The sequence below is a fragment of the Acidisoma sibiricum genome, assembly GCF_057837225.1.
Map to the genome: position 1 here is coordinate 511,779 of NZ_CM174445.1, position 22,321 is coordinate 534,099.

Annotated in this window: 24 protein-coding genes and 2 tRNA genes; 18 read left to right on the plus strand and 8 right to left on the minus strand. The window is 64.4% G+C overall.

The genetic code is table 11. The features are described from left to right. The first annotated feature begins 106 nt into the window (after nucleotides 1–106). From AC3G7M_RS02410 to AC3G7M_RS02425, 4 genes are all read left to right on the plus strand, one after another. Nucleotides 107–1,597, plus strand: coding sequence for a mechanosensitive ion channel family protein (locus tag AC3G7M_RS02410; protein ID WP_489215925.1), 1,491 nt, complete (start codon nucleotides 107–109; stop codon nucleotides 1,595–1,597). 233 nt (nucleotides 1,598–1,830) lie between these two features. Then, the gene (locus AC3G7M_RS02415; RefSeq protein ID WP_489214130.1) at nucleotides 1,831–2,310 is read left to right on the plus strand and encodes a DUF2938 domain-containing protein; all 480 of its coding nucleotides are present in this window, start codon (nucleotides 1,831–1,833) and stop codon (nucleotides 2,308–2,310) included. Between the two features lie 6 nt (nucleotides 2,311–2,316). Beyond that, on the plus strand, nucleotides 2,317–2,595 hold the full coding sequence (locus tag AC3G7M_RS02420) for a hypothetical protein (protein WP_489214131.1): 279 nt from the start codon (nucleotides 2,317–2,319) through the stop codon (nucleotides 2,593–2,595). Next, nucleotides 2,592–2,846 carry a hypothetical protein gene (locus tag AC3G7M_RS02425; RefSeq protein WP_489214132.1) on the plus strand — a complete coding sequence of 85 codons (255 nt, stop codon included), beginning with the start codon at nucleotides 2,592–2,594 and terminating at the stop codon, nucleotides 2,844–2,846. The genes AC3G7M_RS02420 and AC3G7M_RS02425 overlap by 4 nt, the downstream gene beginning before the upstream one ends. A gap of 24 nt (nucleotides 2,847–2,870) precedes the next feature. Here the strand turns inward: AC3G7M_RS02425 and AC3G7M_RS02430 are convergent, their stop codons facing one another. Together AC3G7M_RS02430 and AC3G7M_RS02435 are read right to left on the minus strand one after the other, a co-directional pair. Then, nucleotides 2,871–4,430: an ATP-binding protein gene (locus tag AC3G7M_RS02430; protein WP_489214133.1), complete on the minus strand. Its 1,560-nt coding sequence runs from the start codon at nucleotides 4,428–4,430 to the stop codon at nucleotides 2,871–2,873. A gap of 442 nt (nucleotides 4,431–4,872) precedes the next feature. Continuing rightward, nucleotides 4,873–4,958, minus strand: a tRNA-Tyr gene (locus AC3G7M_RS02435). Nucleotides 4,959–5,651: 693 nt separating this feature from the next. Here AC3G7M_RS02435 and rlmB point away from each other — a divergent pair. Then, nucleotides 5,652–6,455, plus strand: coding sequence for a 23S rRNA (guanosine(2251)-2'-O)-methyltransferase RlmB (gene rlmB, locus AC3G7M_RS02440; protein WP_489215926.1), 804 nt, complete (start codon nucleotides 5,652–5,654; stop codon nucleotides 6,453–6,455). A 53-nt stretch (nucleotides 6,456–6,508) separates the two neighbouring features. On the opposite strand, the gene AC3G7M_RS02445 is transcribed toward rlmB, so the two are convergent. The 3 genes from AC3G7M_RS02445 to AC3G7M_RS02455 form a co-directional block, all read right to left on the minus strand. Continuing rightward, nucleotides 6,509–7,276: an SDR family NAD(P)-dependent oxidoreductase gene (locus tag AC3G7M_RS02445; protein WP_489214134.1), complete on the minus strand. Its 768-nt coding sequence runs from the start codon at nucleotides 7,274–7,276 to the stop codon at nucleotides 6,509–6,511. Nucleotides 7,277–7,285: 9 nt separating this feature from the next. Beyond that, nucleotides 7,286–8,317 (minus strand): NAD(P)-dependent alcohol dehydrogenase, encoded by a 1,032-nt coding sequence (locus AC3G7M_RS02450; protein ID WP_489214135.1) that lies wholly within the window; start codon nucleotides 8,315–8,317, stop codon nucleotides 7,286–7,288. Between the two features lie 147 nt (nucleotides 8,318–8,464). Further along, nucleotides 8,465–10,093, minus strand: a complete 1,629-nt coding sequence (locus AC3G7M_RS02455) for a Do family serine endopeptidase (protein ID WP_489214136.1) — start codon at nucleotides 10,091–10,093, stop codon at nucleotides 8,465–8,467. 227 nt (nucleotides 10,094–10,320) lie between these two features. On the opposite strand from AC3G7M_RS02455, the gene AC3G7M_RS02460 reads away from it, so the two are divergent. The 4 genes from AC3G7M_RS02460 (at nucleotide 10,321) to otnI (ending at nucleotide 12,077) form a co-directional block, all read left to right on the plus strand. Continuing rightward, nucleotides 10,321–10,397 (plus strand) — tRNA-Trp (locus tag AC3G7M_RS02460). Nucleotides 10,398–10,510: 113 nt separating this feature from the next. Next, nucleotides 10,511–10,705 carry a preprotein translocase subunit SecE gene (gene secE / locus AC3G7M_RS02465; protein WP_227309148.1) on the plus strand — a complete coding sequence of 65 codons (195 nt, stop codon included), beginning with the start codon at nucleotides 10,511–10,513 and terminating at the stop codon, nucleotides 10,703–10,705. A 12-nt stretch (nucleotides 10,706–10,717) separates the two neighbouring features. Next, nucleotides 10,718–11,248 carry a transcription termination/antitermination protein NusG gene (nusG, locus tag AC3G7M_RS02470; RefSeq protein ID WP_489214137.1) on the plus strand — a complete coding sequence of 177 codons (531 nt, stop codon included), beginning with the start codon at nucleotides 10,718–10,720 and terminating at the stop codon, nucleotides 11,246–11,248. Between the two features lie 43 nt (nucleotides 11,249–11,291). Continuing rightward, complete coding sequence (otnI, locus tag AC3G7M_RS02475) at nucleotides 11,292–12,077, plus strand: 2-oxo-tetronate isomerase (protein WP_489214138.1); 786 nt, start codon at nucleotides 11,292–11,294, stop codon at nucleotides 12,075–12,077. On the opposite strand, the gene AC3G7M_RS02480 is transcribed toward otnI, so the two are convergent. Next, on the minus strand, nucleotides 12,053–12,934 hold the full coding sequence (locus tag AC3G7M_RS02480) for a LysR family transcriptional regulator (protein WP_489214139.1): 882 nt from the start codon (nucleotides 12,932–12,934) through the stop codon (nucleotides 12,053–12,055). The two genes, otnI and AC3G7M_RS02480, sit on opposite strands and share 25 nt — an antisense overlap. Nucleotides 12,935–13,025: 91 nt before the next feature. Between AC3G7M_RS02480 and AC3G7M_RS02485 the strand changes: the two genes are divergently transcribed. Next, nucleotides 13,026–13,955 (plus strand): NAD-dependent epimerase/dehydratase family protein, encoded by a 930-nt coding sequence (locus AC3G7M_RS02485; protein ID WP_489214140.1) that lies wholly within the window; start codon nucleotides 13,026–13,028, stop codon nucleotides 13,953–13,955. On the opposite strand, the gene AC3G7M_RS02490 is transcribed toward AC3G7M_RS02485, so the two are convergent. Beyond that, the gene (locus tag AC3G7M_RS02490; protein ID WP_489214141.1) at nucleotides 13,933–14,796 is read right to left on the minus strand and encodes a helix-turn-helix transcriptional regulator; all 864 of its coding nucleotides are present in this window, start codon (nucleotides 14,794–14,796) and stop codon (nucleotides 13,933–13,935) included. The two genes, AC3G7M_RS02485 and AC3G7M_RS02490, sit on opposite strands and share 23 nt — an antisense overlap. 149 nt (nucleotides 14,797–14,945) lie before the next feature. Here AC3G7M_RS02490 and AC3G7M_RS02495 point away from each other — a divergent pair, with 149 nt between their 5' ends. From AC3G7M_RS02495 to AC3G7M_RS02530, 8 genes are all read left to right on the plus strand, one after another. Continuing rightward, nucleotides 14,946–16,496, plus strand: coding sequence for an amino acid permease (locus AC3G7M_RS02495; protein WP_489214142.1), 1,551 nt, complete (start codon nucleotides 14,946–14,948; stop codon nucleotides 16,494–16,496). A gap of 11 nt (nucleotides 16,497–16,507) precedes the next feature. Further along, entirely contained in the window at nucleotides 16,508–17,278 is a 771-nt protein-coding gene (locus AC3G7M_RS02500; RefSeq protein ID WP_489214143.1) for an SDR family NAD(P)-dependent oxidoreductase, read from the plus strand. 15 nt (nucleotides 17,279–17,293) lie between these two features. After that, entirely contained in the window at nucleotides 17,294–18,538 is a 1,245-nt protein-coding gene (locus tag AC3G7M_RS02505; RefSeq protein WP_489214144.1) for a D-arabinono-1,4-lactone oxidase, read from the plus strand. Nucleotides 18,539–18,640: 102 nt separating this feature from the next. Beyond that, the gene (gene bluB / locus AC3G7M_RS02510; RefSeq protein WP_489214145.1) at nucleotides 18,641–19,297 is read left to right on the plus strand and encodes a 5,6-dimethylbenzimidazole synthase; all 657 of its coding nucleotides are present in this window, start codon (nucleotides 18,641–18,643) and stop codon (nucleotides 19,295–19,297) included. Nucleotides 19,298–19,394: 97 nt separating this feature from the next. Then, the gene (locus AC3G7M_RS02515; RefSeq protein ID WP_489214146.1) at nucleotides 19,395–19,856 is read left to right on the plus strand and encodes a hypothetical protein; all 462 of its coding nucleotides are present in this window, start codon (nucleotides 19,395–19,397) and stop codon (nucleotides 19,854–19,856) included. Then, nucleotides 19,846–20,157, plus strand: a complete 312-nt coding sequence (locus tag AC3G7M_RS02520) for an SH3-like domain-containing protein (protein ID WP_489214147.1) — start codon at nucleotides 19,846–19,848, stop codon at nucleotides 20,155–20,157. The genes AC3G7M_RS02515 and AC3G7M_RS02520 overlap by 11 nt, the downstream gene beginning before the upstream one ends. A gap of 28 nt (nucleotides 20,158–20,185) precedes the next feature. Further along, nucleotides 20,186–20,971, plus strand: coding sequence for a thiocyanate hydrolase subunit gamma (gene scnC, locus AC3G7M_RS02525; protein ID WP_489214148.1), 786 nt, complete (start codon nucleotides 20,186–20,188; stop codon nucleotides 20,969–20,971). Further along, the gene (locus AC3G7M_RS02530) at nucleotides 20,968–21,336 is read left to right on the plus strand and encodes a hypothetical protein (RefSeq protein ID WP_489214149.1); all 369 of its coding nucleotides are present in this window, start codon (nucleotides 20,968–20,970) and stop codon (nucleotides 21,334–21,336) included. Before scnC ends, AC3G7M_RS02530 begins: the two co-directional genes overlap by 4 nt. Before the next feature lie 53 nt (nucleotides 21,337–21,389). On the opposite strand, the gene AC3G7M_RS02535 is transcribed toward AC3G7M_RS02530, so the two are convergent. After that, nucleotides 21,390–22,319 carry an electron transfer flavoprotein subunit alpha/FixB family protein gene (locus tag AC3G7M_RS02535; protein WP_489214150.1) on the minus strand — a complete coding sequence of 310 codons (930 nt, stop codon included), beginning with the start codon at nucleotides 22,317–22,319 and terminating at the stop codon, nucleotides 21,390–21,392. Between the last annotated feature and the right edge of the window lie 2 nt (nucleotides 22,320–22,321).

A 22,321-nucleotide genomic window follows, 5' to 3' on the forward strand; every position in this document is an offset into this window, starting at 1 on the left:
GCGAAGCGCTCCTTGGGCATTGCTAAAAAAAGGCTCATCGTTAAATCGCGCGAGCGGCACTTTTACAACTACCCCTTCCAGACTGAACAGGGCGACACTCTTGGACATGGCGACCGCGGGACCGACGGAAATAGGATTTTCCCTGCATATTTTGGCGACCCTGCTGCTTGTGGCCGCAGTGGTCGTCGGGCGTTTGCGGCCATCCTGGCCGGTCTGGTTCAAACTGCTCTGGCGGTATGGCCTTTTTGCGGTGCTGACGATCATCGTGCAACGCCTGATGGGATCGCCGCTCCATCCGCGCTTCAGCGACATCTATTCGGGTACTAGCTTCTGGGACCATGTCATCGAAACCGGCTGGTGGTTCCTGGTCGCGGGCGTGGCCATCAGCATCGTGCGCATTGTCGTCGTGCTGGAACACCGCCCGCGTGAGACGCAGATGGTCTCCGATCTCATCGCCGGCGCCATCACCGTCGCGACCATTCTCGCTATCGTGAATTTCGTCTTCGGCGTGCCCATTGCCGGTCTGCTCGCGACCTCCGGTGTCATCGCGATCGTGCTCGGCCTTGCCTCCCAGAATACGCTCGCCGATGTCTTTTCCGGCATCGCCGTCGGGCTGGAGCGGCCCTACAAGGCGGGCGACCTGCTGTGGATCGAAGGCGGCATTGAAGGCCATGTCACCCAGGTCAACTGGCGATCCACGCAAATCGCGACCGGCCACGGCAATGTTGCCATCGTCCCCAATAGCGTCATTGCCAAAGCGCGGCTGATCAATCGCAGCCTGCCAGTTCCCACCCGCGGCGACACGCTGGATATCAAGCTGGACCCCTCGGTGCCCCCGGAGCAGGCGCTGGGGATATTGCAGGCCGCCGTCCAGGCCGCCATGCTGCCGCTCGCGGTGCCGGTGCCAAGCGTCGCTTGCACCGGCCTGCATCCCGACAGCGTGAGCTACGCCATCAGCTATTCGGTGCCGACCAGCAGCATGCTGGGGGCCGCCCGCACCGAGATCTGGAGCCAGATCCATCGCCACCTGCGGCATGCGAATATCGCCTTCGCCGTGGCTCCCGCGGCCGATAAACCCGTCTCCCGCGGCACGATGAGCCTGGCGGAACTGCTCGGCCAATCCGACCTTTTCGGCATGCTTCCGGCCGCAGACCGCACGCTCATGGCGGAAGGCTTCACCGAAACCTCGCTGGAGCCGGGCGAAAAGCTTCTCGAGGAAGGCGGCACACCGGCCCATCTGTTCCTCATCGCGAGCGGCGTGGTGGAAGTCACCCGCCATACGCCCGCCGGGGGGCCGCGTCTGCTGCGCCGCATGAGCCCGGGGGAAAGCCTGGGTGCGATCGGCCTCATTACCAATACACCCTACGCGGCGACTGCAACCGCCATCACGCCGGTGCGGGTCTACCGCATGGACAAGGCGGCGATCGCCGCCGCCATCGCCGCCGCCCCGGCCCTTGCGGCCGGATTGGAAGATCTCGCCCATCGCAGCCAGGCGGCCATCGCGCGCGACATGGCGACCGACGAGGCGCCCGGTCCGCAACCCACCGAGGAGTTGCGCATCAAACTGCGTAAATTCCTCCGGCTGCTATCGGCCTGACGGCCAGGTTTCGGGTGCCCCGCGGCCGCTCAGGGACCTGCTTGTTTTCGGCGGGGATTTTGAGTCTAATCACGCACCCATGACCTGATCTTGAGCGATGACAACAAACACAATCACGCGCCAGGACATGGCCATCGCGCAGGCCGGTCAGGTCCAGGACACACCCGGACTCCATCTGTTGACCGATCCCTCCGCTCCTTCCGTTTCCATTGATCTCCAGTCGAGGCAGTTTCATGTTTGATCTTCTGTGGCGCGGTTTCGTGATCGGCCTCGGCGCCACTGTACTGATGGATATCTGGGCGCTGATCCTGTCCCGCTTTCCCGGCCAGTCATCCCCCAATTGGGCGCCGGTCGGCCGCTGGGTCGGCCATCTCGGACGTGGCACGGTCTTTCATGATGATATCGCCGCGGCCGCTCCCTTCGCGCTTGAAAACACGATGGGCTGGTCCTTTCACTACCTCGTCGGGATTCTGTACGGTGTCATCCTGGTGCTCATCACCGGTCCGGCCTGGCTCGCCCATCCGACCTTCTGGCCGGCCTGGATTTGGGGCATCGTCACCATTGCGGCAGGCTGGTTCCTGCTTGTGCCTGGGCTCGGACTCGGTTGGGCCGCGTCGCGCACCCCCAATCCGAACCGCACGCGCATCATGGGTCTGATCGCCCATACAGTTTTTGGCTTTGGCCTTTACGCGACCGCGCTGCTATTAAAATAGCGGGCCATGCGGCAGCCGGTTCTGCGGTATCGCCCGGACTTCGACAGAACGGGAGATATACCGTTGACTTGGCAATTTTTGCGGCGCGCTGTGCAGGCGTGGATGCTTTTTACAATTCCTGCATGCCTGGGGGCCTGCACGGATGAGCATGTCACCACCTACCGGCAGGACCACAAAGCCTTCATCAAAGAGCTGATCTATTGTGAAGACCACTATAATGCGGTGCGCAATTCATCGGCCTGCCGAGCCGCCTTCAAGGTCAATTCGGAACTCTTTCCCGAATGACCCCGGCTCTCTGTCCGGTGTCACTTTTCCTGTCCGATCTGCTCTCTGCACGCTACGGGTATGGCTATGGCTATGGCTGGACGGACTGGCTGAGCCATACCGTCATCTCTGCCGTGGTGCATGCGCTCATTTACAGCACCGTCTTCAGATTGCTGCGCCATGTGACGACGGGTCAGGCCGTGCTGCTCGTCCTGGTCCTTCTTGGGGGGATGTTCGTGCTCGCCCGAGCGCGCGACCGGCGGCGGTGGTAGCCGGCGGCCCCTCATGCTGTCAGGTCAGCTGCACAGGTCGCCCACACAGCTTGTCAACACATCGATTGAGAATGGTTTTGCCAAAACCGGGGTCCCAGGACCGAATGTCTCGCGGATCACGGCATTGTCGACGTAGTCCGTGATGAACAGAACCTTCAGGTCCGGCAGCACGCCTCGTCCAGCATCGGCGAGCTGGACTCCGTTCATGCCGCCCGGAAGGCCGACATCGGTGATCAGCAGGTCAATCTTGGCATGGGCGTGGATCGCCGCCATGGCCGAGGGGCCGCCGGCCGCTTCCAGGCAGACGTAGCCAAGGTCGCGCAGGACGTCGACGATCAGCGTGCGAATCGCGGCTTCGTCGTCCACCACCAGAACAGTCGCCGCCCGCCCCATTTTAAGAGAGAGGTTGAAAGCCTGGGCACCGGATGGTTCTCCCACCGCCTCGCCACGATAACGCGGCAGATACAGCATCACGGTCGTGCCCACCCCGATCTCCGACGTGATGCTGGCACGCCCGCCGGATTGCTCGGCGAAACCGTGGATCATGGACAGGCCTAAGCCGGTACCGCGGCCGATGGGCTTGGTGGTGAAGAACGGATCGAAGGCGCGGGCGATAACTTCGGCCGTCATGCCGGTTCCGGTGTCGCTGACGCCAACCGCGACATACTCGCCCGGCGTCAGACGAAGATCGGTCGCCATGCGATCGTCCATCCGGCGATTCTCGGTATGGATGGTGATGATGCCTCCGGCGGGCATCGCGTCACGCGCATTGAGACACAGATTGAGGATGGCACTCTCAAGCTGATTCTGGTCGCAATGCAGCATCCACACGTCATGCGCCAGCTCGGTATGGATCGAGACGCCCAACCCCACCGTGCGCTGCACAAGCTCCGCCATATCGAGGATCAGGGCGTTGACCTCTGTCACCCGCGCGTCAAGCGTCTGGCGGCGCGCAAAAGCCAGAAGCCGGTGGGTCAGCGCCGCCGCACGGGCCGCCGCCCCCTGGGCGGCCGCAATATAGCGATCCAGCCCATCACGCCGGCCGGACTGCAGGCGTGTTTCGATCAGCGTCAGGCTGCCGATGATGCCGGTCAGCAAGTTGTTGAAGTCATGCGCCAGGCCTCCCGTCAGCTGACCGACCGCCTCCATCTTCTGCGCCTGGAACAGCTGCTGACGCGATGCCTCCAGCTCCAGCTGCGCGGCACGTTGCTCGGTCATATCGCGCGTCACCTTGGCGAAGCCGACAATCTTGCCGTCCTGATAGACTGCGTCGATCACCACCATCGCCCAGAAGCAGCTGCCATCCTGGCGTACCCGCCAGCCTTCGGTCGCAAGGCGGCCAGTCGTGGCAGCGGTATGCAGGGCGCGGTCGGGCACACCGGCGTCGCGGTCTTCGTCCGTATAGAAAAGCGAAAAATGAGCGCCCAGGATTTCGGCTTCCGTGTAACCCTTGATCCGCTCGGCCCCCACGTTCCAACTGATAACGTGGCCGTCTGGGCTCAGCATGAAGATCGCGTAGTCAACAACCTCGCGCACCAGCAATTCGTGAAGGTTGGCGACCTCGATCACGGCGTCCTGCGCCACCCTAGACCACCCGCAGCGCAGGAATGGCTGAACCGGCTCCACACCGCCGGCCACGCACCGGTGAGCGTTCAGAAGCGCGCATAATCGTCCTCGCACGATCGGGCCCAGACCGCATCGGCGCGTCCCTCAGCGCGGAAAGCACTCCGTCGCCGCTGAACCCCGCCAGATCATAGCCCCAGGATCGTAATATTCTGTTTGCGTCAGGAAATATATCCGCCAGTCCGTGCTATCAACGCGATTATGGCGCGGTCCCACGCGGCAATGCCAGCGTCATCCGGTCAAAATGCAGGGATCGCAACGGCGTGCCACCGGCCTTCCAGCCTGACCACGCGGATCGGGCAGCGGCTCCCGCATCATCGCTGCCGGCGCGGTGGCCGGACAGCCAGACTTGATGCCGCGGCGCGCGCTGCTTGTCTCGAACATTCTGATTGTCTGGAAAAGATGGTGGAGGGGGTTGGATTTGAACCAACGTAGGCGTGCGCCAACGGATTTACAGTCCGTCCCCTTTAGCCACTCGGGCACCCCTCCGGCGTCGGACGTGCAAATCCCTCATTTGCTCGTTCTTGTCAACGAAGGCTATGGGTGCGGCGGCCGATCATCTGACCTGCGGCCGAAACAGCCGATCACACTGCCCAAGCAAGGACGCTCCTCATGAAACCGCCCCGTTCAGACCGTCCTCGCGGCCAGCCGGCCAGCGGCAAACCTTATTCCAAGCCCCATCAGTCTTCGTCCGGGAATGCCGGACGCAGCGACGATCGGCGTCCCGGCAAGCCGCAAGGCGCGTCGAGCTATGCATCCAGTGCAGGAAACCCCCGCAGCCGAGATGGATCTCGTCCCGATGAGGGCGCGCCGCGCACATCCGGTCTGCGTAAAGCCGGCCCTAGCACCGCCAAGCCGGGAATGCGCAATTCCCATGGTCCGCGCCCGGCCACACCCCGCGTCGCGTCCGCCGAGCCACGCTTTGAGCGTGGTGCCAAGCCGGGCTTCCGCTCCGAGCGCCCGGCGCGCAGCGACCCGCCCACGCGCAGCGACCGCCCTGAGCGCAGCGAGCGCCCTGATCGCACGGAAAAGCCGGTCCGGGATGACCGGCAGGACCGCCGACCGGCCCAAGCCGAGCGCCCGCGTTCCACCCAGGCCGAAAGGCCGCGTAGCTATGGCGCTGACCGGCCCCCGCGCGCGGAAAGCCGTGAACGCCCGCCGCTGGCAGTGACCCCCGTCCGCGTGCAGGACCGCGCCCGCGAAGGGCTCGACCGCGAGCACGATCAAACCATCGCACCGCGCCAGCCGCGGCCCAATGCCGCCGATACGCCGCGCGGCACGGTCTGGCTCTATGGCACGCATGCCGTGCAGGCAGCGCTTGCCAATCCGGCCCGGCGCCTGCGCCGGCTGCTGGCGACGGAGGAAGGCCTGGCCAATCTCAGCGCGCGCCTGCCGCAGCCCTGGGCCGTGCAGGCCGAACCGGTCGAGCGCGCCCGCCTGGACCAGATGCTCGGCCGCGATTCCGTGCATCAGGGCCTCGCGGTTCTCGCCGACCTCCTGCCGCAGCTGACGATCGGCGAAGTGCTGGAGCGTCCGGGCCCGGTTCTGGTGCTGGATCAGGTCACCGACCCGCGCAATGTCGGCGCCATCCTGCGCTCGGCCGCGGCCTTCGGGGTCGCCGGCGTGATCGTGCAGGAACGCCACGCGCCGGAGGAGACGGGGTCTCTCGCCAAAGCCGCCTCGGGTGCGCTGGAGACGGTGCCGCTGCTGCGCGCCGTCAACCTGGCGCGCACGCTTGTCATGCTCAAGGCCGCCGATTGCTGGGTGGTGGGGCTGGATGCGGAAGCCACCCAGGCGCTGCATGGGCCGTCCTTCGCAGAACGTCGCGTGGCCCTCGTGCTCGGTGGTGAGGGCGAAGGGCTGCGCCGGCTGACGCGCGAATCCTGCGACGAACTCGCCAAATTGCCGATGCCGGGCGCGATGGAGAGCCTCAACGTCTCTGCCGCCGCAGCGGTGTCACTCTACGAACTCGGCCGCAAAGCCTGAGTTTCGGCTGAACCTGCACCGACCCTCACCTAGAGGGCCGGTGCAGGCCTCACTCAAAGTGCGGTGTAGCCGCCGTCGACGAAGATATCCTGGCCGTTGATCATGTCCGATGCCTGGGAGCAGAGGAACAGGATCACGTCGCAGACTTCCACCGTCTGGGCGACGCGGGCCGCCGGAATTTTCGCGACCATGGGGCCAAGCTTGGCCGGGTCACCCCAAACCTGCTGGCCCATCGGCGTCATCGTCACCGTCGGGCAGACGGTATTGCACTGGATGTTGAAGGCCGCCCATTCCGCCGTCATCACCTTGGTCAGGCCATTCAGCCCGTTCTTGGACGCGGCATAGGCCCCGTGCTCGACCAGCGCGACCGCGCTGGTCTGGCTGCTGACATTGACGATCTTGCCCGCCTTCTGGGCGATCATCGCAGGCGCCAAGGTGCGGGCGATCAGCCAGGGCGCCCGCAGATTGACCGCCTGAATCAGGTCCCATTCCGCAATCGTCTGATCGACCAGCGATTTCGGAAAGCTGACCCCGGCATTATTGACCAGGATGTCGATCGTCCCCCAGGCGGCCAGCGCTTCCCGTGCCGCGCGCTCGGGCGCCTCTTCCGTCCCCAGATCGGCCGGGATCACCAGGCAGCGGCGGCCGCGCGCTTCCACGGCCGTCTTAACCTCAGCCAGGCCTGCCGCATCGCGGGCCACGGCGACGATATCGGCGCCTGCTTCAGCCAGAACGGAACACAGCTCCGTGCCGATGCCTTTGGAGGCACCGGTCACCAAAGCTTTCTTGCCCTTTAGCGAAAACCGCTCGGTCACGCTCATGGGGCTGCCTCAGAAGACGATCTGCGTCTTCACGACATCAGGCGAGCCCTGTGCCGCGAATTCAAAGGCTTCGACCGACTGCTCGAACGGAAAGGTGCGAGAGATCAGCGGCTTGACGTCGATCTTGCCCGAGCCGAGCAGGGCGATGGTGTTGGGATAGAGGTTCGCATAGCGGAAGACGGTCTCGATGCGCGCTTCCTTGATCTGCGCGGCCACCACGTCCAGCGCCACTTCCGCCGGCGGCATGCCGACGAGCACGACGCAGCCGCCGGGGCATACGAGGTCGAACAGGCCCTTGAAGGCATGCGGGCTGCCCGAAGCCTCAAAGACCACATTCGCACCCCAGCCGTTGGTCAGTTCCTTCACCCGGTCGGCAGCTTTCACCTCAGAGACATTGACCGGGATGATGTTCTCGTAGCCCGCGGCGATGGCGAGCTTTTCCTTCTGCACGTCGGTCATGATGACCTTCGAGACACCCGCGGCCAGCGCGGCCAGCGCGACCATCATGCCGATCGTGCCGGCGCCCAGAACCACGGCCGTCTGGCCGGGCAGGATATGAGCCTTGGAAACGGCCTGCATACCAACCGCCAGCGGCTCCACAAAGGCGCCTTCCTGATAGCTGACCCCGTCCGGCAGCTTGAAGGTGAGGTTCGCGGGATGCACGATTTCCGGCACCAGACAGCCATGCACCGGCGGGGTCGCCCAGAAGCGTACGGCCGGGTCAAGGTTATAAAGGCCGAGCTGAGACGCGCGCGACGTCCAGTCGGGAATGCCCGGCTCCATCGCGACACGGTCGCCGACCTTCAGATTGGTCACGCCGTCGCCCACCGCGATGATCTCGCCCGCGCCTTCATGGCCCAGGATCATCGGTTCCTTCACCCAGAAGGGCCCGATATGGCCGTGCAGATAGAAATGCAGGTCGCTGCCACAGATACCGACCGCCTTCATCGCGATCTTCACCTCGCCGGGGCCGGTTTCGGTCGGCACCGCGATCTCGCGCAACTGAATGCGCCGGATTTCTTCTAGAACCATGGCTTTCATCACGTCTCTCCCTTTGGACTGTGCGGTCCGGTAGCTCTGCCGGCCGCTCTTCGTGCGCATCATAAGCTGAGCACGGTTCTTGGCAAAAAAGAACCCGGCCAGAACTAATGTTCCAACCGGGTTCGTTTGTCATGGCTGCAATGCGGATCAGCCGGCGGTTTTATCCGGCGTGATCGCCACGAAGATGGGCTGCCCCTGGCGCAGAATGCGCAGCGCCACGGCTCCGCCGCCGTTATGCAAGGCACTGCGGATGGCGCTCGCCGCCTGATTGGGCGAACCGACCGCCGCACTGTTCACGCCCAGCACGATATCGCCCTGCTGAATCCCAGCCTGATCCGCCGGGGAGTTGGGCCGCACCTGTGCCACCACGGCACCATCGGTCCCGTCCGGCACGCCGAGCTGACCGCGCAGATCTGGCGTCAGCGGCGCCAGTGCCAGGCCGACACCACCCTGGCTGGTCGACGGCGAGCCGGGCTTGTTCGCGGCGACCTTGCTTTTCAGCTGTGCGATCTGCACCGAGACGTCCTGGGCCTTTCCGTCGCGAATGATTGCAAGCGTCGCGTCCGCGCCAGGGTTGATGCTGGCGATGGAGACTGCCAGATCGCGCGGGGTATGGATGACGGCACCATTCACCGTCTGGATCACGTCACCGGGCTTCAGACCCGCCTTGTCGGCCGGGCTGCTCGGCTCAACCTGCGCGATCAGCGCGCCATTCAGGGCGCCCTGGCCGCTGCCGGGCAGATGCAGCGCCTGGGCCATGCCGGCATCGATGGACTGCGCCTCAACACCCAGGAAGCCGCGGGTGACATGGCCGTCCTTGACGATCTGCGCCACGATCGCCTTGATCGTATCGGCCGGGATCGCAAAGCCGATGCCGATGCTGCCGCCGGAGGGGGAGAGGATGGCGGTGTTCATGCCGATCACATCGCCCTTCTGGTCGAACAGCGGACCGCCGGAATTGCCCTTGTTGATGGGGGCATCGATCTGCAGGAAGCTGTCATAGGGACCGTCGCCGATATCGCGGCCCTCGGCCGAGACGATCCCCGCCGTCACTGTGCCGCCCAGACCAAAGGGATTGCCCATGGCAATCACCCACTGGCCGGTCTGCACCTTGGCCGAGCTGCCGAGGTCCAGATAGGGCAGCGGATGGTTGGCCTGAACCTTCAGCACGGCGATATCGGTGCTCGGATCACGCCCGATCAGCTTCGCCGGCAGGCGCGTGCCGTCCGAGAGGGTGACGGTGATAGTCTTCGCACCCTGCACCACGTGGTTGTTGGTGACGATGGTGCCGTTGCCGTTGATGATGAAGCCCGAGCCCGCGGCTTCAATGGCCTGCGGGCGCTGCGGCGCCATCATGCCGGGGGCGCCAGGCATCATGTTGAAGGGGAAGGGCAGCGCGAAAGGCATGCCATTCTGCGGCCCGTTCTGCGCTTGCGGGCCATTGTCGCCAGGACCGTTGTCACCGGAACCATTGTCGCCCTGGGCATCACCCTGATCACCGCCGGAACCGTCATCGGCTGCCGCACCCGGATTGAGGTCGGACAGGATCGTCACCACGGCCGGCTTGACGCGGGAGGCAAGCTCCGTGAAGTCCGGCAGCACCTGGGCCGTCGTTCCCGGCGGCAGAAGGCTGACATCGCCGGCGGGGGCGGTCCCGGCCGGGGCAGCGGCGGTCGCGTCGGCGAAGCTGGGGGACGACAGGGCGTAGCCGCCCAGGGCACTGCCGGCCAGCAGGGCAACAGCCAAAGCGGATCGCAAGCGGAGGCGACGGGTCATGATGCGTAACTCCTATGCTCAAGACGCGGATGCGACGCTGATGCTCAGCGCCTGGATGACATCCTGTTGTGCGTTACATAGGACCCCTCACCGTTCCGTCTGCATTCGAGATCGTGAACAGAGCGTCACATGGAGGTTTCGTCACCGTCCCGTTCGGAACCGTTATGAATGGCGGGGCTTGACAGACGTGGCGCGAAAATGTGTGTAGCGTCACTTACCGAGCTTGCAGGGGTGTAGCTCAATTGGCTAGAGCGCCGGTCTCCAAAACCGGAGGTTGAGAGTTCGAGACCCTCCACCCCTGCCATCGGGCATTTTTGCACCGGCCGGACCCTGAACCATCCGGCCGGCGCCGCTGTTTCAAGATAGTTCAAGATAGGTGTGCGCGTTGAAGACGATTTTCGGGCAGGCGTGGTGACAGTGAGCTTCGATCCCGCTGGATTTCTCCGTGACGTGCGGAGTGAAGTTTCCAAGGTCACCTGGCCTTCCCGCAAGGAGACGCTGATCACCACAGCAATGGTGATCGGCATGGCTGTCATCGCATCCTTCTTCTTCTTCGCCGCCGATCAGCTCATTGGGCTTGGTGTGCGCACCTTGTTCAGCAGCGGCAGCTGAGGAGAGCGGGTCATGGCGAAAAGATGGTATGTCGTTCACGTCTACTCGGGCTTCGAGAAGAAAATCGCCCAGCAGATCCGCGAGCAGGCCGGTCAAAAGGGTCTTGCAGACCATTTCGACGAAATTCTGGTGCCGTCCGAGGAAGTGACGGAAGTTCGTCGCGGCCAGAAGATCAGCACTGAACGCAAGTTTTTCCCCGGCTATGTGCTGGTGAAGATGGAGCTGACGGACGAGGCCTGGCATCTGGTCAAGGACACGCCGAAAGTCACCGGCTTCCTGGGTAACCGCAATAAGCCGAGCCCGATTACCGAGGCCGAAGCCGATCGCATCATGAAGCAGAGCCAGGAAGGCGTGGATCGTCCGCGTCCCTCCGTGGTTTACGAAGTGGGCGAGCAGGTGCGCGTCTCCGACGGCCCCTTCACCAGCTTCAACGGCACCGTGGAAGAAGTCGACGAGGAGAAGGGCCGCGTGAAGGTTTCCGTCTCCATCTTCGGCCGTTCCACCCCGGTCGATCTGGAATACAGCCAGGTCGAAAAGGTCTGATGTAGGCGGGTTGGCCGCCTGACATTTGGGGAGAGACTGCAGAATGCCCCGTTTCGCTGCCAACCTGACCATGATGTTCGGCGAGTGGTCCTTTCTGGACCGCTTCGCCGCTGCCCGCGACGCCGGCTTCACCAGCGTCGAATATCTGTTTCCGTATGATCACACGCCGGATGAGGTGGGTGGCGCGCTCAGCCGCGCCGGCCTCACCCAGGCGCTGTTCAACCTGCCGCCCGGCAATTGGGCGGCGGGGGAACGCGGCATGGCGGCCTTTCCGGCCCGTGCCGAGGAATTGGCCGCCGCGGTCGAAACCGCCCTGCCCTATGCGGCGGCTACCGGCTGCCGGACGCTGCATCTTATGGCAGGCCTCGCCGAGCGCTCCGACCCAGCGGCCCAGGCAGCCTATCGGGCAGCGGTCATCCGCACGGCGGAACGGATGGCCGGGCTCGGCATCACATTGGTGCTGGAACCCATCAACGGCCGCGACATGCCGGGTTATTTCCTGAATGATTTCAACTATGCCGCCGCGCTGATCCATGATCTGGCGCTGCCCAATCTGGGCTTGCAGTTCGACATCTATCACCGACAGATCCTGCATGGTGATGTGATCATGGGCCTGCGGGACATGATGCCGATCATCGGCCATGTGCAGATCGCGGGCGTGCCAGAGCGGCATGAGCCCGAGTCGGGCGAGCTGAAAGACTCGGTCATTTTCGCCGAGCTGGACCGGCTCGGTTACGCGGGCTTCATTGGTTGTGAATACCGCCCGCGCGCCGGCACCGTGGAAGGGCTCGGCTGGTTCGCACCCTATCGCGGCGCGCCGTCCACATAGGCTTTCAGCTGCACGGCCAGGTGGTCGAACAAAAGCCGCACGCGGCGCAGCACGCGCCGGTCCTCATGCATGGCAAGCCAGATCGGCACCGTCACCAGGTCCGTATCCGGCATAACCGGCAAAAGGTCGGGCTCGGCCCGCGCCACGCCGGTCTGGCAGGCGCCGATACCCAGGCCGGCGCGCACAGCGCCGAGCAGGGCGACATCGCTCGATGAACTGAACGCGAATCGCCAGGACCGGCCCAGTAGGGCGGGGATGCCTGCGGCATATTCCGCCCGGCCGATCAGGGCATGGGTCTGCAACTCATCCAGGGTCATCGGCAGGCCATGCCGCTCGGCATAGCGGCGATGGGCATAAAGCCGCACCGGTACCTCACCCATTTTGCGCACCACAAGCTGGCTCTGCGCCGGCTCGACGTTGCGGACCGCAAGATCGGCGTCCCCACGCAGCAGGTCGAGATTCTGGTCCGTCAGCACCAGGTCGATATCGATCGCGGGATGATCGCGCGCAAACTCCGCGAGCATCGGCGGCAGCACCGTCTGACCCATGAATTCGCTGGCCGTCAGCCGGACAAGGCCTGCCTCCGCCGTCGCCTCCCCCGTGGCGATGCGGCCGAGACTGGCCGCCGCCGCCGCCATCACCTCCGCCTGGGCACGCAGGGACAGTGCGAGCCCGGTTGGCTTTAACCCGTCGTTGGAGCGGGTGAAGAGCATCGCACCCAGGGCCGCTTCCAAAAGGGCGATGTGGCGGCCGAGCGTGGGCTGGGTCAGCCGCAGCCGTCGCGCCGCCTGGGACAGGCTGCCGGTCTGCAACACCGCGAGAAAGGATCGCCACAGGGTCCAATCGGGATTGGTCATACATATTTCTATAGCAGCGATAGAGACTTCCACAATTTCCGTTTGATTGGCCGGCGCCCATCCTGCCCTCCATACACAGGAGGGACTGTAAATGAAGGCGTTAATTCTGGGGGCGACAGGCGGTATCGGCCATGAGACGGCGCAAGCACTGCTGCGCCATGGCTGGACGGTGACGGCATTGACCCGCCGCAGAATGGAAGGTGGGGGGCCCATTACATGGATCGTAGGCGATGCGATGGTCACTGCGGATGTGGCGCGGGCCGCCTCAGGCGTGGATATCATCATTCATGCCGCCAATCCGCCCGGCTATCGCAACTGGCGTGGACTGGCGATACCCATGCTGCAGAACGCCATCGCTGCCGCCAAGGCCAGCGGTGCGCGGCTGATTTACCCGGGCTCGGTCTATGTCTATGGGCCGGACGCCTGGCCACTCGCGGCTGAGACTGCGCCCCGCCATCCGCGCACGCGCAAGGGCGCCATCCGCGTGGAGATGGAGGAAATGCTGGCCGCCGAATCGCAACGCGGCCTGCGCTACCTCACCGTGCGGGCCGGTGACTTCTTCGGCCCTCATGCGCCGAGTTCCTGGGTCGCCGCGGTCATGCTAGCGGGCGGCAAGACGCTCCGCGTGATCCGCACGCCGGAACGTCCGGGCGTGCGGCATGCCTGGGCCTATCTGCCGGACCTGGCTGAGACCATCGCCCAGCTCGCGGACCGGGAGGCTGAGTTGGAGCCGGCCGAGACCGTCCATTTCGCCGGCCATGTGCTGGAAGGCCGCCAGATGGCTGCAGCGGTCAGCCGGGCCGTGGGCGGCGCTCTGCCGGTCCGCCCCTTTCCCTGGGCGCTGGTCTATGCCGCCGCCCCTTTCATGACCATGATGCGGGAGCTGATCGAGATGCGCTACCTGTGGCGGGAAGACATCCGCCTCGACAATGCGAGGCTCGTGGCCCTGCTGGGCGCGGAGCCGCATACCCCGCTCGATAGTGCCATCGGCGGCTGCATCAGCCGAACAAATGGCGGATGAAAAGCGCGAACAGCTCCTGCTGGCTTGAAATTTCCAGCTTGGCATAGATGCTTTTGCGATGATTCTTCACCGTACCTTCGGCGATGCCAAGCCGGGCTGCGATCGAATGGCTGGAATGGCCGCGCAGAATCATCTGCACGATGCGCTGCTCCCGCATCGAAAGCAGCGTATCGGCGAAACTCTCGAAGGCATGTTCCATCGCGGCGCCGCGCGGCATGTCGCGCGGCGGCCTGGCGGCGCGCAGGTCCTTCCAATGGAGATGGATCGCCTGGCGCACGACTGGTTCCACATGCCGCAGCAGCCATAGCTCGGCCTCGCTGAAAGGCGGCCGGCCATTGCGGCGCATCAGGGAATAGGAAGCCATGCAGCCCGCCGCCAGCGGCACCATGAAGCCGATCTCCTCGGCAAGCGACCCGCTTTCCAGGGAAATGCACGGATGAACCTCCGGCGAGTTGACGTAAACGCCTGAAAAGAACGCATCCGGCGCCAATTCGCGCATCCGGTACAGCCCCGGCGGCACCCGCCGGGCACAGGCGGTATAGAAAGGATCAAGCAGATAGGCGCCGGCCAGGTAGCGGCCCAAGGCCTGGCCCGGAACATGGCCATAGAAGCCGTCATGGAGATAAATCGGCTGGTCGCCATCTGGATAGGCGAAGATGACGGTCATATCGAAGGGAACCAGCTGCGCGAGGCTGCGGTCGAGTGCGCGTGGCAATTCGGTGCCGCCGATGCCGGCCATGATATCGGCGGTATGCTGGGGCCAGGTGGCGAGTTGCGCCATCATCCCGGCTGCCTCGCTGCCAGCTTCCCTACCATGCTGCACCGCAACCTCGCTCCGCATGCCCTCTCCCCAGACTGCCCGACGCCGCCAGGATGGATGCAAGTTCCGAACCGGAAACAGGCTCTGTCCCTTTAGGGATATTGCTCATCTCCCGGCCGCGCCGCCAGCATTCCTTTTTTGCTTCAAAATGGCATATGCAGGAGCGGCCCATGTCTTCGACACGACCACCCGCGGACCATCCAGACTATACGGATGCCGACAAGCATGATGACGTGAAGATCCTTCACGGCATGGGCTATGCGCAGGAACTCGAACGGCGGATGAGCCGCTTCTCGAATTTCGCGATCAGCTTTTCCATCATCTGTATCCTGTCGGGCGGCATCAATTCGCTGGCCCAGGGCATCAGCGGCGTCGGCGGCGCCTCCATCGGTATCGGCTGGCCGCTCGGCTGCATCATTTCAGGCGTCTTCGCGGTCGCCATGGCCCAGATCGCCTCGGCTTATCCGACTGCGGGCGGCCTCTATCACTGGGGTTCGATCCTCGGCAATCGCGGCTCGGGCTGGCTGACCGCCTGGCTCAACCTGATCGGCCTCGTCACCGTGCTCGGCGCCATCAATGTCGGCACCTGGGGCTTCTTCCTCGGTGCCTTCGGTCCTGCCCTGCATCTCTCCGGCACCTATATGCAGCAGCTGATCTTCGTGATCCTGATCACCGCCGTGCAGGCGATCATCAACCATCGCGGCATCAGGCTCACCAGCCTGCTCACCGATTTCAGCGGCTATCTCATCTTCTTCGGCTCGATCGCCTTGGCCGTCGCCTGCTTCGCCTTCGCGCCGCATTACGACTTTTCGCGCCTTTGGACCTTCCATGATTATAGCGGCGATCCGGGCGGCGGGGTCTGGCCTAAGAGCAGCCACACCTCCATGCTCTTCCTGCTCGGACTTTTGCTGCCCATCTATACCATCACCGGCTACGACGCTTCCGCCCATACCTCGGAAGAGACACGCAACGCCGCCCGCAGCGTGCCGCGTGCCATGATCAGCGCCGTCATCTGGTCGGCCCTCATCGGCTGGCTGTTCCTGATCGCCATCGTCATCGCGATCCCGGATATGAACAAGGCAGCGGCCCAGGGCTGGAACGTCTTCTTCTGGATGATGGACCAGGTCATCCCGGCCCCGATCAAGATCGCGCTCTATATCATCATCCTCGCCGCCCAGTTCCTCTGCGGGCTGGCGACCGTCACCTCCGTCTCGCGCATGATCTTCGCCTTCTCGCGCGATGGCGGCCTGCCCGGCTCCTCGTTCCTCAAGCGCGTCAGCCCCAAATTCCGTACGCCGGTCGCCGCGATCTGGACAGGCTCGGTCCTCTCCGTCGCCTTCACCGCCTATACCTCGCTCTACACCACCATCGTCTCCGTCACCGTCATCTTCCTGTTTCTCTGCTTCACCGTGCCGATCGCGCTCGGCCTTGTCGCCTATGGTAAGAAATGGCGCGAGATGGGGCCGTGGAATATCGGCGCCTGGTACCGGGTTTTCGCTCTGCTCTCCATCGTCAGCATGGTGCTGATCTTCTTCATCGGCGTGCAGCCGCCAAATGAGAACGCACTCTGGATCACCCTCGCCTTCCTCGTGCTGACGGCCGTGGTCTGGTTCGGGGTTGAGCGGCGCCGCTTCAAGGGTCCGCCGATCGGCGATGAAATCGCCCGCCGCCGGGCCGAGATTGCGGCCGCCGAAGCCGCCATCGGTGAAACTGCGGACTAAGGAGAGACGTGATGTCGAATGGCAGACTGGCGGGCAAAAGCGCGCTGATTTCAGGCGGAGCGGGGGGATGCGGGGCGGAAGCCTCGCGCCTCTTCGCCCAGGAAGGCGCGCGCGTCACCATCGTGGACCGGCAGGCCGAAGCGGGGGAGGCGCTGGCCGCTGAACTGCGCGCGGCCGGGCATGAGGCCCTGTTTGCGCAGGCCGATGTCTCCAAAGTGACGGAGGTCGGCGCCGCGGTCGCCGCCGCGACGGCGGCCTTCGGGGCGCCCAGCGTGCTCTTCAATCATGCCGGTTCCATCGTCGTGAAACCCTTCCTGGAAACGACGATGGAGGAATACGACTGGCTGATGGATGTGAACGTCCGCTCGATGTTCATCATGACCCAGGCAGTGCTGCCCGGCATGCTGGCAGCGGGCGGCGGCACCATCGTCAATACCTCCTCCATCTCGGCCATCGCCGCGACGCCGATGGAGGTGCTCTACGGCCTCACCAAGGGTGCGGTGCATATGTTCTCCCGCGCCATCGCGGTAGAATTCCGCGACCGCGGCATCCGCTGCAATGCCGTCTGCCCCGGCTTTATCCGCACCGCCCATGGCTTGCGTGAAGTCGATCTGCTGACGAAATATGGTGTCGATGTCTCGGAAGCGGCGCTCGCCGCGCAGCAGGGCCGCATGTGCGAGCCGATCGAGGTCGCGCGGGCCGCCCTGTTCCTGGCGAGCCCCGAATCCAGCTTCGTCAACGGGACGCATCTCTACGTCGATAACTGCTTCACCGCCGTCTGAGGGAGAGTAGCGCGCATGGAACTGGAAAAGGGCGGGCTGTGGCGCAACTGGGTCGGCAACCAATATTGCGTGCCGGCCCATAAGGGCGCCCCGCGCACGGAGGCCGAGCTGGCCGATTTCGTGCGCGAGGCCCATAGGCGCGACCTCAAGCTGCGAGTCGCGGGGTCCGGCCACTCCTTCACCCCCGTGGTCGGCACGTCAGGGCTTCTGCTCTCGCTCGAAAATCTGCGTGGCGTGCAGACGGTGGATCACCCTGGCCAGCGCATCACGGTCGCAGGTGGCACGCGCATCAATGAAATCGGCCGCACGCTGAAGCAGGCGGGGCTGTCGCTGATCAATCAGGGCGATATCGACAGTCAGGCGGTGGCGGGCGCTTTGACCACCGGCACCCACGGCACCGGCATCACCCTCGGCAATCTCGCCTCCGCCATCGCAGGAATGCGCATCGTCAAGGCTGACGGCGAGGTGCTGGACGTCACCGAGGATCAGACGGAGCTTCTGGACGCGGCACGCGTTTCGGTCGGCACGCTTGGCGTCATTTCGGCGCTGACGCTGAAGGTGATGCCCGCCTATCATTTGCATGAGCGGCTATGGCGGGATGATTTTGAAACCTGCATGGAGCGGCATGACGAGCTGGCGGCAAAGCACCGCCATTTCGGCTTCTTCTGGTGTCCGGTGCCGGACAGCCGCCACCTCTATTGCCTGCCCGATACCGCTGGCGCCCCCCTCACCACTACCCGCAAAATCGCGGATGTTTGCGAAATGAAGGTGATGGACATCACGGATGCCCCGCCGATGGAGGCAGCATTCGAGAAGGTCGCCTACAGTTCCGACGTCTACCCGATCGAATACGTGCCGAACTTCGTCGAGCTGGAATATGCCGTACCGCTGGAACACGGCAAGGACGCCATCCGCGCGGTGCGCGAGCTGATGCTGACGAAACACACCAATTGCATCTACCCGATCGAATACCGTTTCACGGCAGGGGATGGCGGCTGGATCAGCCCCTTTCACAAACAGGACAGCATCACCCTCTCGGTCTCCGGCGGCCCTGGCATCGACTACTGGTCCTTCCTGCGCGACACCGACCAGGTTCTGCGCCGGTACCGGTCCCGCCCGCATTGGGGAAAGATGCATTTCCTCGACCGTGACGACGTGACCGACCTCTATCCACGCGCCGCAGACTTCCGCGCGCTCCGCCGCAGCCTGGACCCGCAGGGCCGCTTCCTGAACGACCATCTGGCCACCCTGCTCGGCTGAGGGGTCGGGGGCATCAGCCCTCCAGCCAAAGCCCGTGACAAGCCGTGCCGCCCGTGCTTCCTCCGCCTGAAGAAGACTCTGATGGAGTGAGCAGAGAAAGCGATGGCGGGAGACGACACACCACCCTGTCCGGTCTTCGACGCGCCCTTCCGCGCGCGGCTGCTGGACCTGTTCCGCTGGCGGCGCGATGTGCGGCATTTCCGCCCAGACCCGGTCGATCCGGCCTTGCTGGACCGGCTGCTGGAAACCGCCTGCCTCGCCCCTTCTGTCGGCCTCAGCCAGCCCTGGCGTTTCGTAACCGTGGCGGATGCCGGGCGCCGCGCGTCCGTGCGAGATAATTTTGAGCGCTGCAATGCCGCCGCACTCGCCGGCCAGGCGGATGATCACGCCGCCCATTACGCGCGGCTGAAACTCGCGGGGCTGGATCAGGCGCCCTGCCATCTCGCGGTGTTTGTGGAACCCGACCCCGAACAGGGTCATGGCCTGGGCCGGCGGACCATGCCCGAGACGGTCGCCTATTCCGCCGTCATGGCCGTCTTCACCATCTGGCTTGCGGCCCGGGCCGAGGGGCTGGGCCTCGGCTGGGTTTCCATTCTCGACCCCATCGCGGTCGCGGCGACGCTCGACGTGCCGGCGGACTGGCAGTTCATCGGCTACTTCTGTCTTGGCTACCCGCGGGAAGAACATGAGGTGCCGGAGCTGGAACGCGAAGGCTGGGAACACCGCCGCCAACCCGCGAGCCTGCGCCTGCACCGGTGACGGGCAGCGCGCGCCTTGCTTTAGTCGAACCGCTTGCAGTCAGGTCCAGGACCTGACAATGATGGATCATCGCCTAGCGTAATGAAAAGCGACTGACGTGCCCAATGCTGACATCTCGACGTTGAGAGTGCGAGCGATGCCGTCAAAGAACGACTTGAAGACCTATTACGAAGCCGGGGCGAACTATGCCCCGATCCACCATTATGTTGAGAGTTGGCCCTATGAGATCGGCGCGAGAGAATTCGCCGCTTATCTGGTGCCGCCTCATGACGTCGGCGGACAGGCCGATGTTCCCGTCCCCTACGAAGAAAAAGAAGAAGAGTATTGGGAGCTGAACACATACGTTACCTGCGAGGTGCTGGGCTGGCGCGGCGTGTGGAACGCCGAGGAACGCCGCCGCATCGGCAATAACGACCTTGGGGCCTCGCTCTATTACGGCTTTCCCTATTACGGGCGCTGGATCTGGGCGGCGGCGCGCATGCTGGTTGACAAGCAGCACATCACGCTGACGGAACTTCTCGGCAAGATCGCGGAGGTTAAGGCGCGCCATGGCCAGTGACCAGGGAACCGCCGTGCCGGCGCGCTTCAAGGTGGGGGACCGCGTTCGCGTGCGCGATCTCCCTAACCTCTTCTACACACGGACGCAGATGTATGTGCGCGGGGCGGTCGGCACCATCGCGGAGCGCACTTACGAGGATTTAATTCCAGAGGACGAGGCCTGGGGACGCGAAGACGCCCAGCGCGAGCAATATTACATTGTGCGCTTCCGGCAGACAGACCTTTGGGACGAATACCCTTTCGCAGCCGACACATTGCAGACCGAGCTGCCGGACGGCTGGCTCGAGCCGGTCACGACCTGATCCCAGCATTCGGAAGCAGAGGCACGCCATGCAGCATGACCATGACCATGACCATGACCATGACCATGACCATGACCATGACCATGACCATGACCATGACCATGACCATGATGTGCACCCGGCCGCGCCAATGGTCGAGGAAATAACCGATTTCGAGGTGCTGGAAATCGCGGTGCGCGAACTTGCCATCGAGAAAGGTCTGTTCACCGCCGACGATCATCGCAAATTCACCGAATGGGCAGAGCAGATCGGGCCCGCCGGCGGGTCCCGACTGGTCGCCAAGGCCTGGCGCGATCCCGCCTACAAGGCGCGGGTGCTGAGCGATCCGGTCGGCGCCTGCCGGGAGATCGGCATTGACTGGACGGAACCCACCGGCGTCGGCACGCCCAGCGATTACATGAATCTGCGAGTCCTCGAAAATACGCCAGCGCTGCATCACGTCATCGTCTGCACCCTTTGCTCTTGCTATCCCCGCCCGCTACTCGGCCATTCCCCCTATTGGTACCGCTCGCCCAACTACCGGCGCCGCATCGTCCGCTGGCCGCGCCAGGTGCTGACCGAATTCGGCCTCGTTGTGCCGCCGGAGATTGAAATCCGCGTCGAGGATTCGAATCAGAAATGCCGCTTCATGGTGCTGCCCATGCGCCCTGAAGGCACCGACGATTGGAGCGAGGAACAGCTTGCCGAAATCGTCACGCGCGACACGATGATCGGCGTGGCCCTTCCCCGCGCCGGGCGCACGGCGGATGATGCGCGTCACACGCATAAGGCGAGCCGGCCCGTGCCGCAGGACAGGCATGAGGCGCGGCCGTGAGCGGAGACCGCCACTTTTTGGTGCTGGACGAGCTGGAGCTGGAAGACCACAGCTGGGCCAGCATCGCGCCGCGCTACGGCGTCACCAATCCCGACCCGCCCTGGAAGGTGAGCCTCTACGCCACCCTGGAATGCCTGTCAGTTGGCCAGGTGGTCGATCCGCTGGAGCGGCGGCACGAAGAGGATCGTCTGGGCCCGGCGGTGTTCCCCGCGACTGCCGGACCGGAGCAGCAGCTCCTTTGCCTGGCCCATATCATGATGAGCCGCGGCCTTTTGGACGAAGCGACTCTCGCCGAACGGATCAGATTGGTACGGGCGCGGCTGGAAGCGGGGTATACCGCCGCCGGGTCGCCGGCCGCTCAATAAAAAAGCCGCCCGTTGCGGGGCGGCTTTTTAGGTAAGCGAGATTGGTCAGGCGATTACAGCGCCTTCTCAAGCTCCGGCAGGATGGTGAACAGGTCACCGACCAGTCCGTAATCCGCCACCTGGAAGATCGGGGCTTCCTCGTCCTTGTTGATGGCAACGATGATCTTGCTGTCCTTCATCCCCGCCAGATGCTGAATGGCGCCAGAAATGCCCACCGCGATATACAGATCGGGTGCGACCACCTTGCCGGTCTGGCCGACCTGCTGGTCGTTCGGCGCGTAGCCGGCATCGACTGCCGCACGGGAAGCGCCGATGGCCGCCCCCAGCTTGTCGGCGACAGGCAGGATGAATTCCTGGAATTTCTCGGCCGAACCCAGGGCCCGTCCGCCTGAGACGATGATCTTCGCCGAAGGCAGTTCCGGCCGCTCGGACTTGGAAAGGCTCTCGCCCACGAAGCTGGACAGCGCCGGGTCCGCCGCCGCACCGATGGTCTCGATCACGGCCGCGCCCGTCTCCTCTGCCGGCGGGAAGCCCGCCGTGCGGATGGTCAGCACCTTCTTCGCGTCCGTCGCCTGCACCGTCTGGATAGCATTGCCGGCATAGATCGGCCGCTCGAAGGTATCGGCCGAGACGATCTTGATGACGTCCGAGACCTGCATCACATCCAGCAGCGCCGCCACTCGCGGCAATACATTCTTGCCGGTGGCCGAGGCCGGGGCCGCGATCACGTCATACTGCGCGGCGAGGTGCACGAGCAGCGCGGTCAGCGGCTCAGCCAGCTGATGGGCCAGCGCCGCATCATCGGCCAGCAGAACTTTCGACACACCGGCGAGCTTGGCGGCGGCTTCCGCCACGCCGCGGGCACCCTGGCCCGCTACCAGCACATCCACTTCACCACCGAGCGCGGACACGGCCGAGACGGTGCGCGCCGTCGCATCCTTCAGCGCCGCATTGTCATGATCAGCCAGAACGAGCGTCTTCATCT

Excerpts from the sequence above, each read along its gene's own strand:
- AC3G7M_RS02410 (WP_489215925.1), top strand. The coding sequence starts at position 107 with ATGGCGACCGCGGGACCGACGGAAATAGGATTTTCCCTGCATATTTTG.
- AC3G7M_RS02415 (WP_489214130.1), top strand. The coding sequence starts at position 1,831 with ATGTTTGATCTTCTGTGGCGCGGTTTCGTGATCGGCCTCGGCGCCACT.
- AC3G7M_RS02420 (WP_489214131.1), top strand. The coding sequence starts at position 2,317 with ATGCGGCAGCCGGTTCTGCGGTATCGCCCGGACTTCGACAGAACGGGA.
- AC3G7M_RS02425 (WP_489214132.1), top strand. The coding sequence starts at position 2,592 with ATGACCCCGGCTCTCTGTCCGGTGTCACTTTTCCTGTCCGATCTGCTC.
- AC3G7M_RS02445 (WP_489214134.1), bottom strand. The coding sequence starts at position 7,276 with ATGAGCGTGACCGAGCGGTTTTCGCTAAAGGGCAAGAAAGCTTTGGTG.
- AC3G7M_RS02450 (WP_489214135.1), bottom strand. The coding sequence starts at position 8,317 with ATGAAAGCCATGGTTCTAGAAGAAATCCGGCGCATTCAGTTGCGCGAG.
- AC3G7M_RS02455 (WP_489214136.1), bottom strand. The coding sequence starts at position 10,093 with ATGACCCGTCGCCTCCGCTTGCGATCCGCTTTGGCTGTTGCCCTGCTG.
- nusG (WP_489214137.1), top strand. The coding sequence starts at position 10,718 with ATGGCGAAAAGATGGTATGTCGTTCACGTCTACTCGGGCTTCGAGAAG.
- otnI (WP_489214138.1), top strand. The coding sequence starts at position 11,292 with ATGCCCCGTTTCGCTGCCAACCTGACCATGATGTTCGGCGAGTGGTCC.
- AC3G7M_RS02480 (WP_489214139.1), bottom strand. The coding sequence starts at position 12,934 with ATGACCAATCCCGATTGGACCCTGTGGCGATCCTTTCTCGCGGTGTTG.
- AC3G7M_RS02485 (WP_489214140.1), top strand. The coding sequence starts at position 13,026 with ATGAAGGCGTTAATTCTGGGGGCGACAGGCGGTATCGGCCATGAGACG.
- AC3G7M_RS02490 (WP_489214141.1), bottom strand. The coding sequence starts at position 14,796 with ATGCGGAGCGAGGTTGCGGTGCAGCATGGTAGGGAAGCTGGCAGCGAG.
- AC3G7M_RS02495 (WP_489214142.1), top strand. The coding sequence starts at position 14,946 with ATGTCTTCGACACGACCACCCGCGGACCATCCAGACTATACGGATGCC.
- AC3G7M_RS02500 (WP_489214143.1), top strand. The coding sequence starts at position 16,508 with ATGTCGAATGGCAGACTGGCGGGCAAAAGCGCGCTGATTTCAGGCGGA.
- AC3G7M_RS02505 (WP_489214144.1), top strand. The coding sequence starts at position 17,294 with ATGGAACTGGAAAAGGGCGGGCTGTGGCGCAACTGGGTCGGCAACCAA.
- bluB (WP_489214145.1), top strand. The coding sequence starts at position 18,641 with ATGGCGGGAGACGACACACCACCCTGTCCGGTCTTCGACGCGCCCTTC.
- AC3G7M_RS02520 (WP_489214147.1), top strand. The coding sequence starts at position 19,846 with ATGGCCAGTGACCAGGGAACCGCCGTGCCGGCGCGCTTCAAGGTGGGG.
- scnC (WP_489214148.1), top strand. The coding sequence starts at position 20,186 with ATGCAGCATGACCATGACCATGACCATGACCATGACCATGACCATGAC.
- AC3G7M_RS02535 (WP_489214150.1), bottom strand. The coding sequence starts at position 22,319 with ATGAAGACGCTCGTTCTGGCTGATCATGACAATGCGGCGCTGAAGGAT.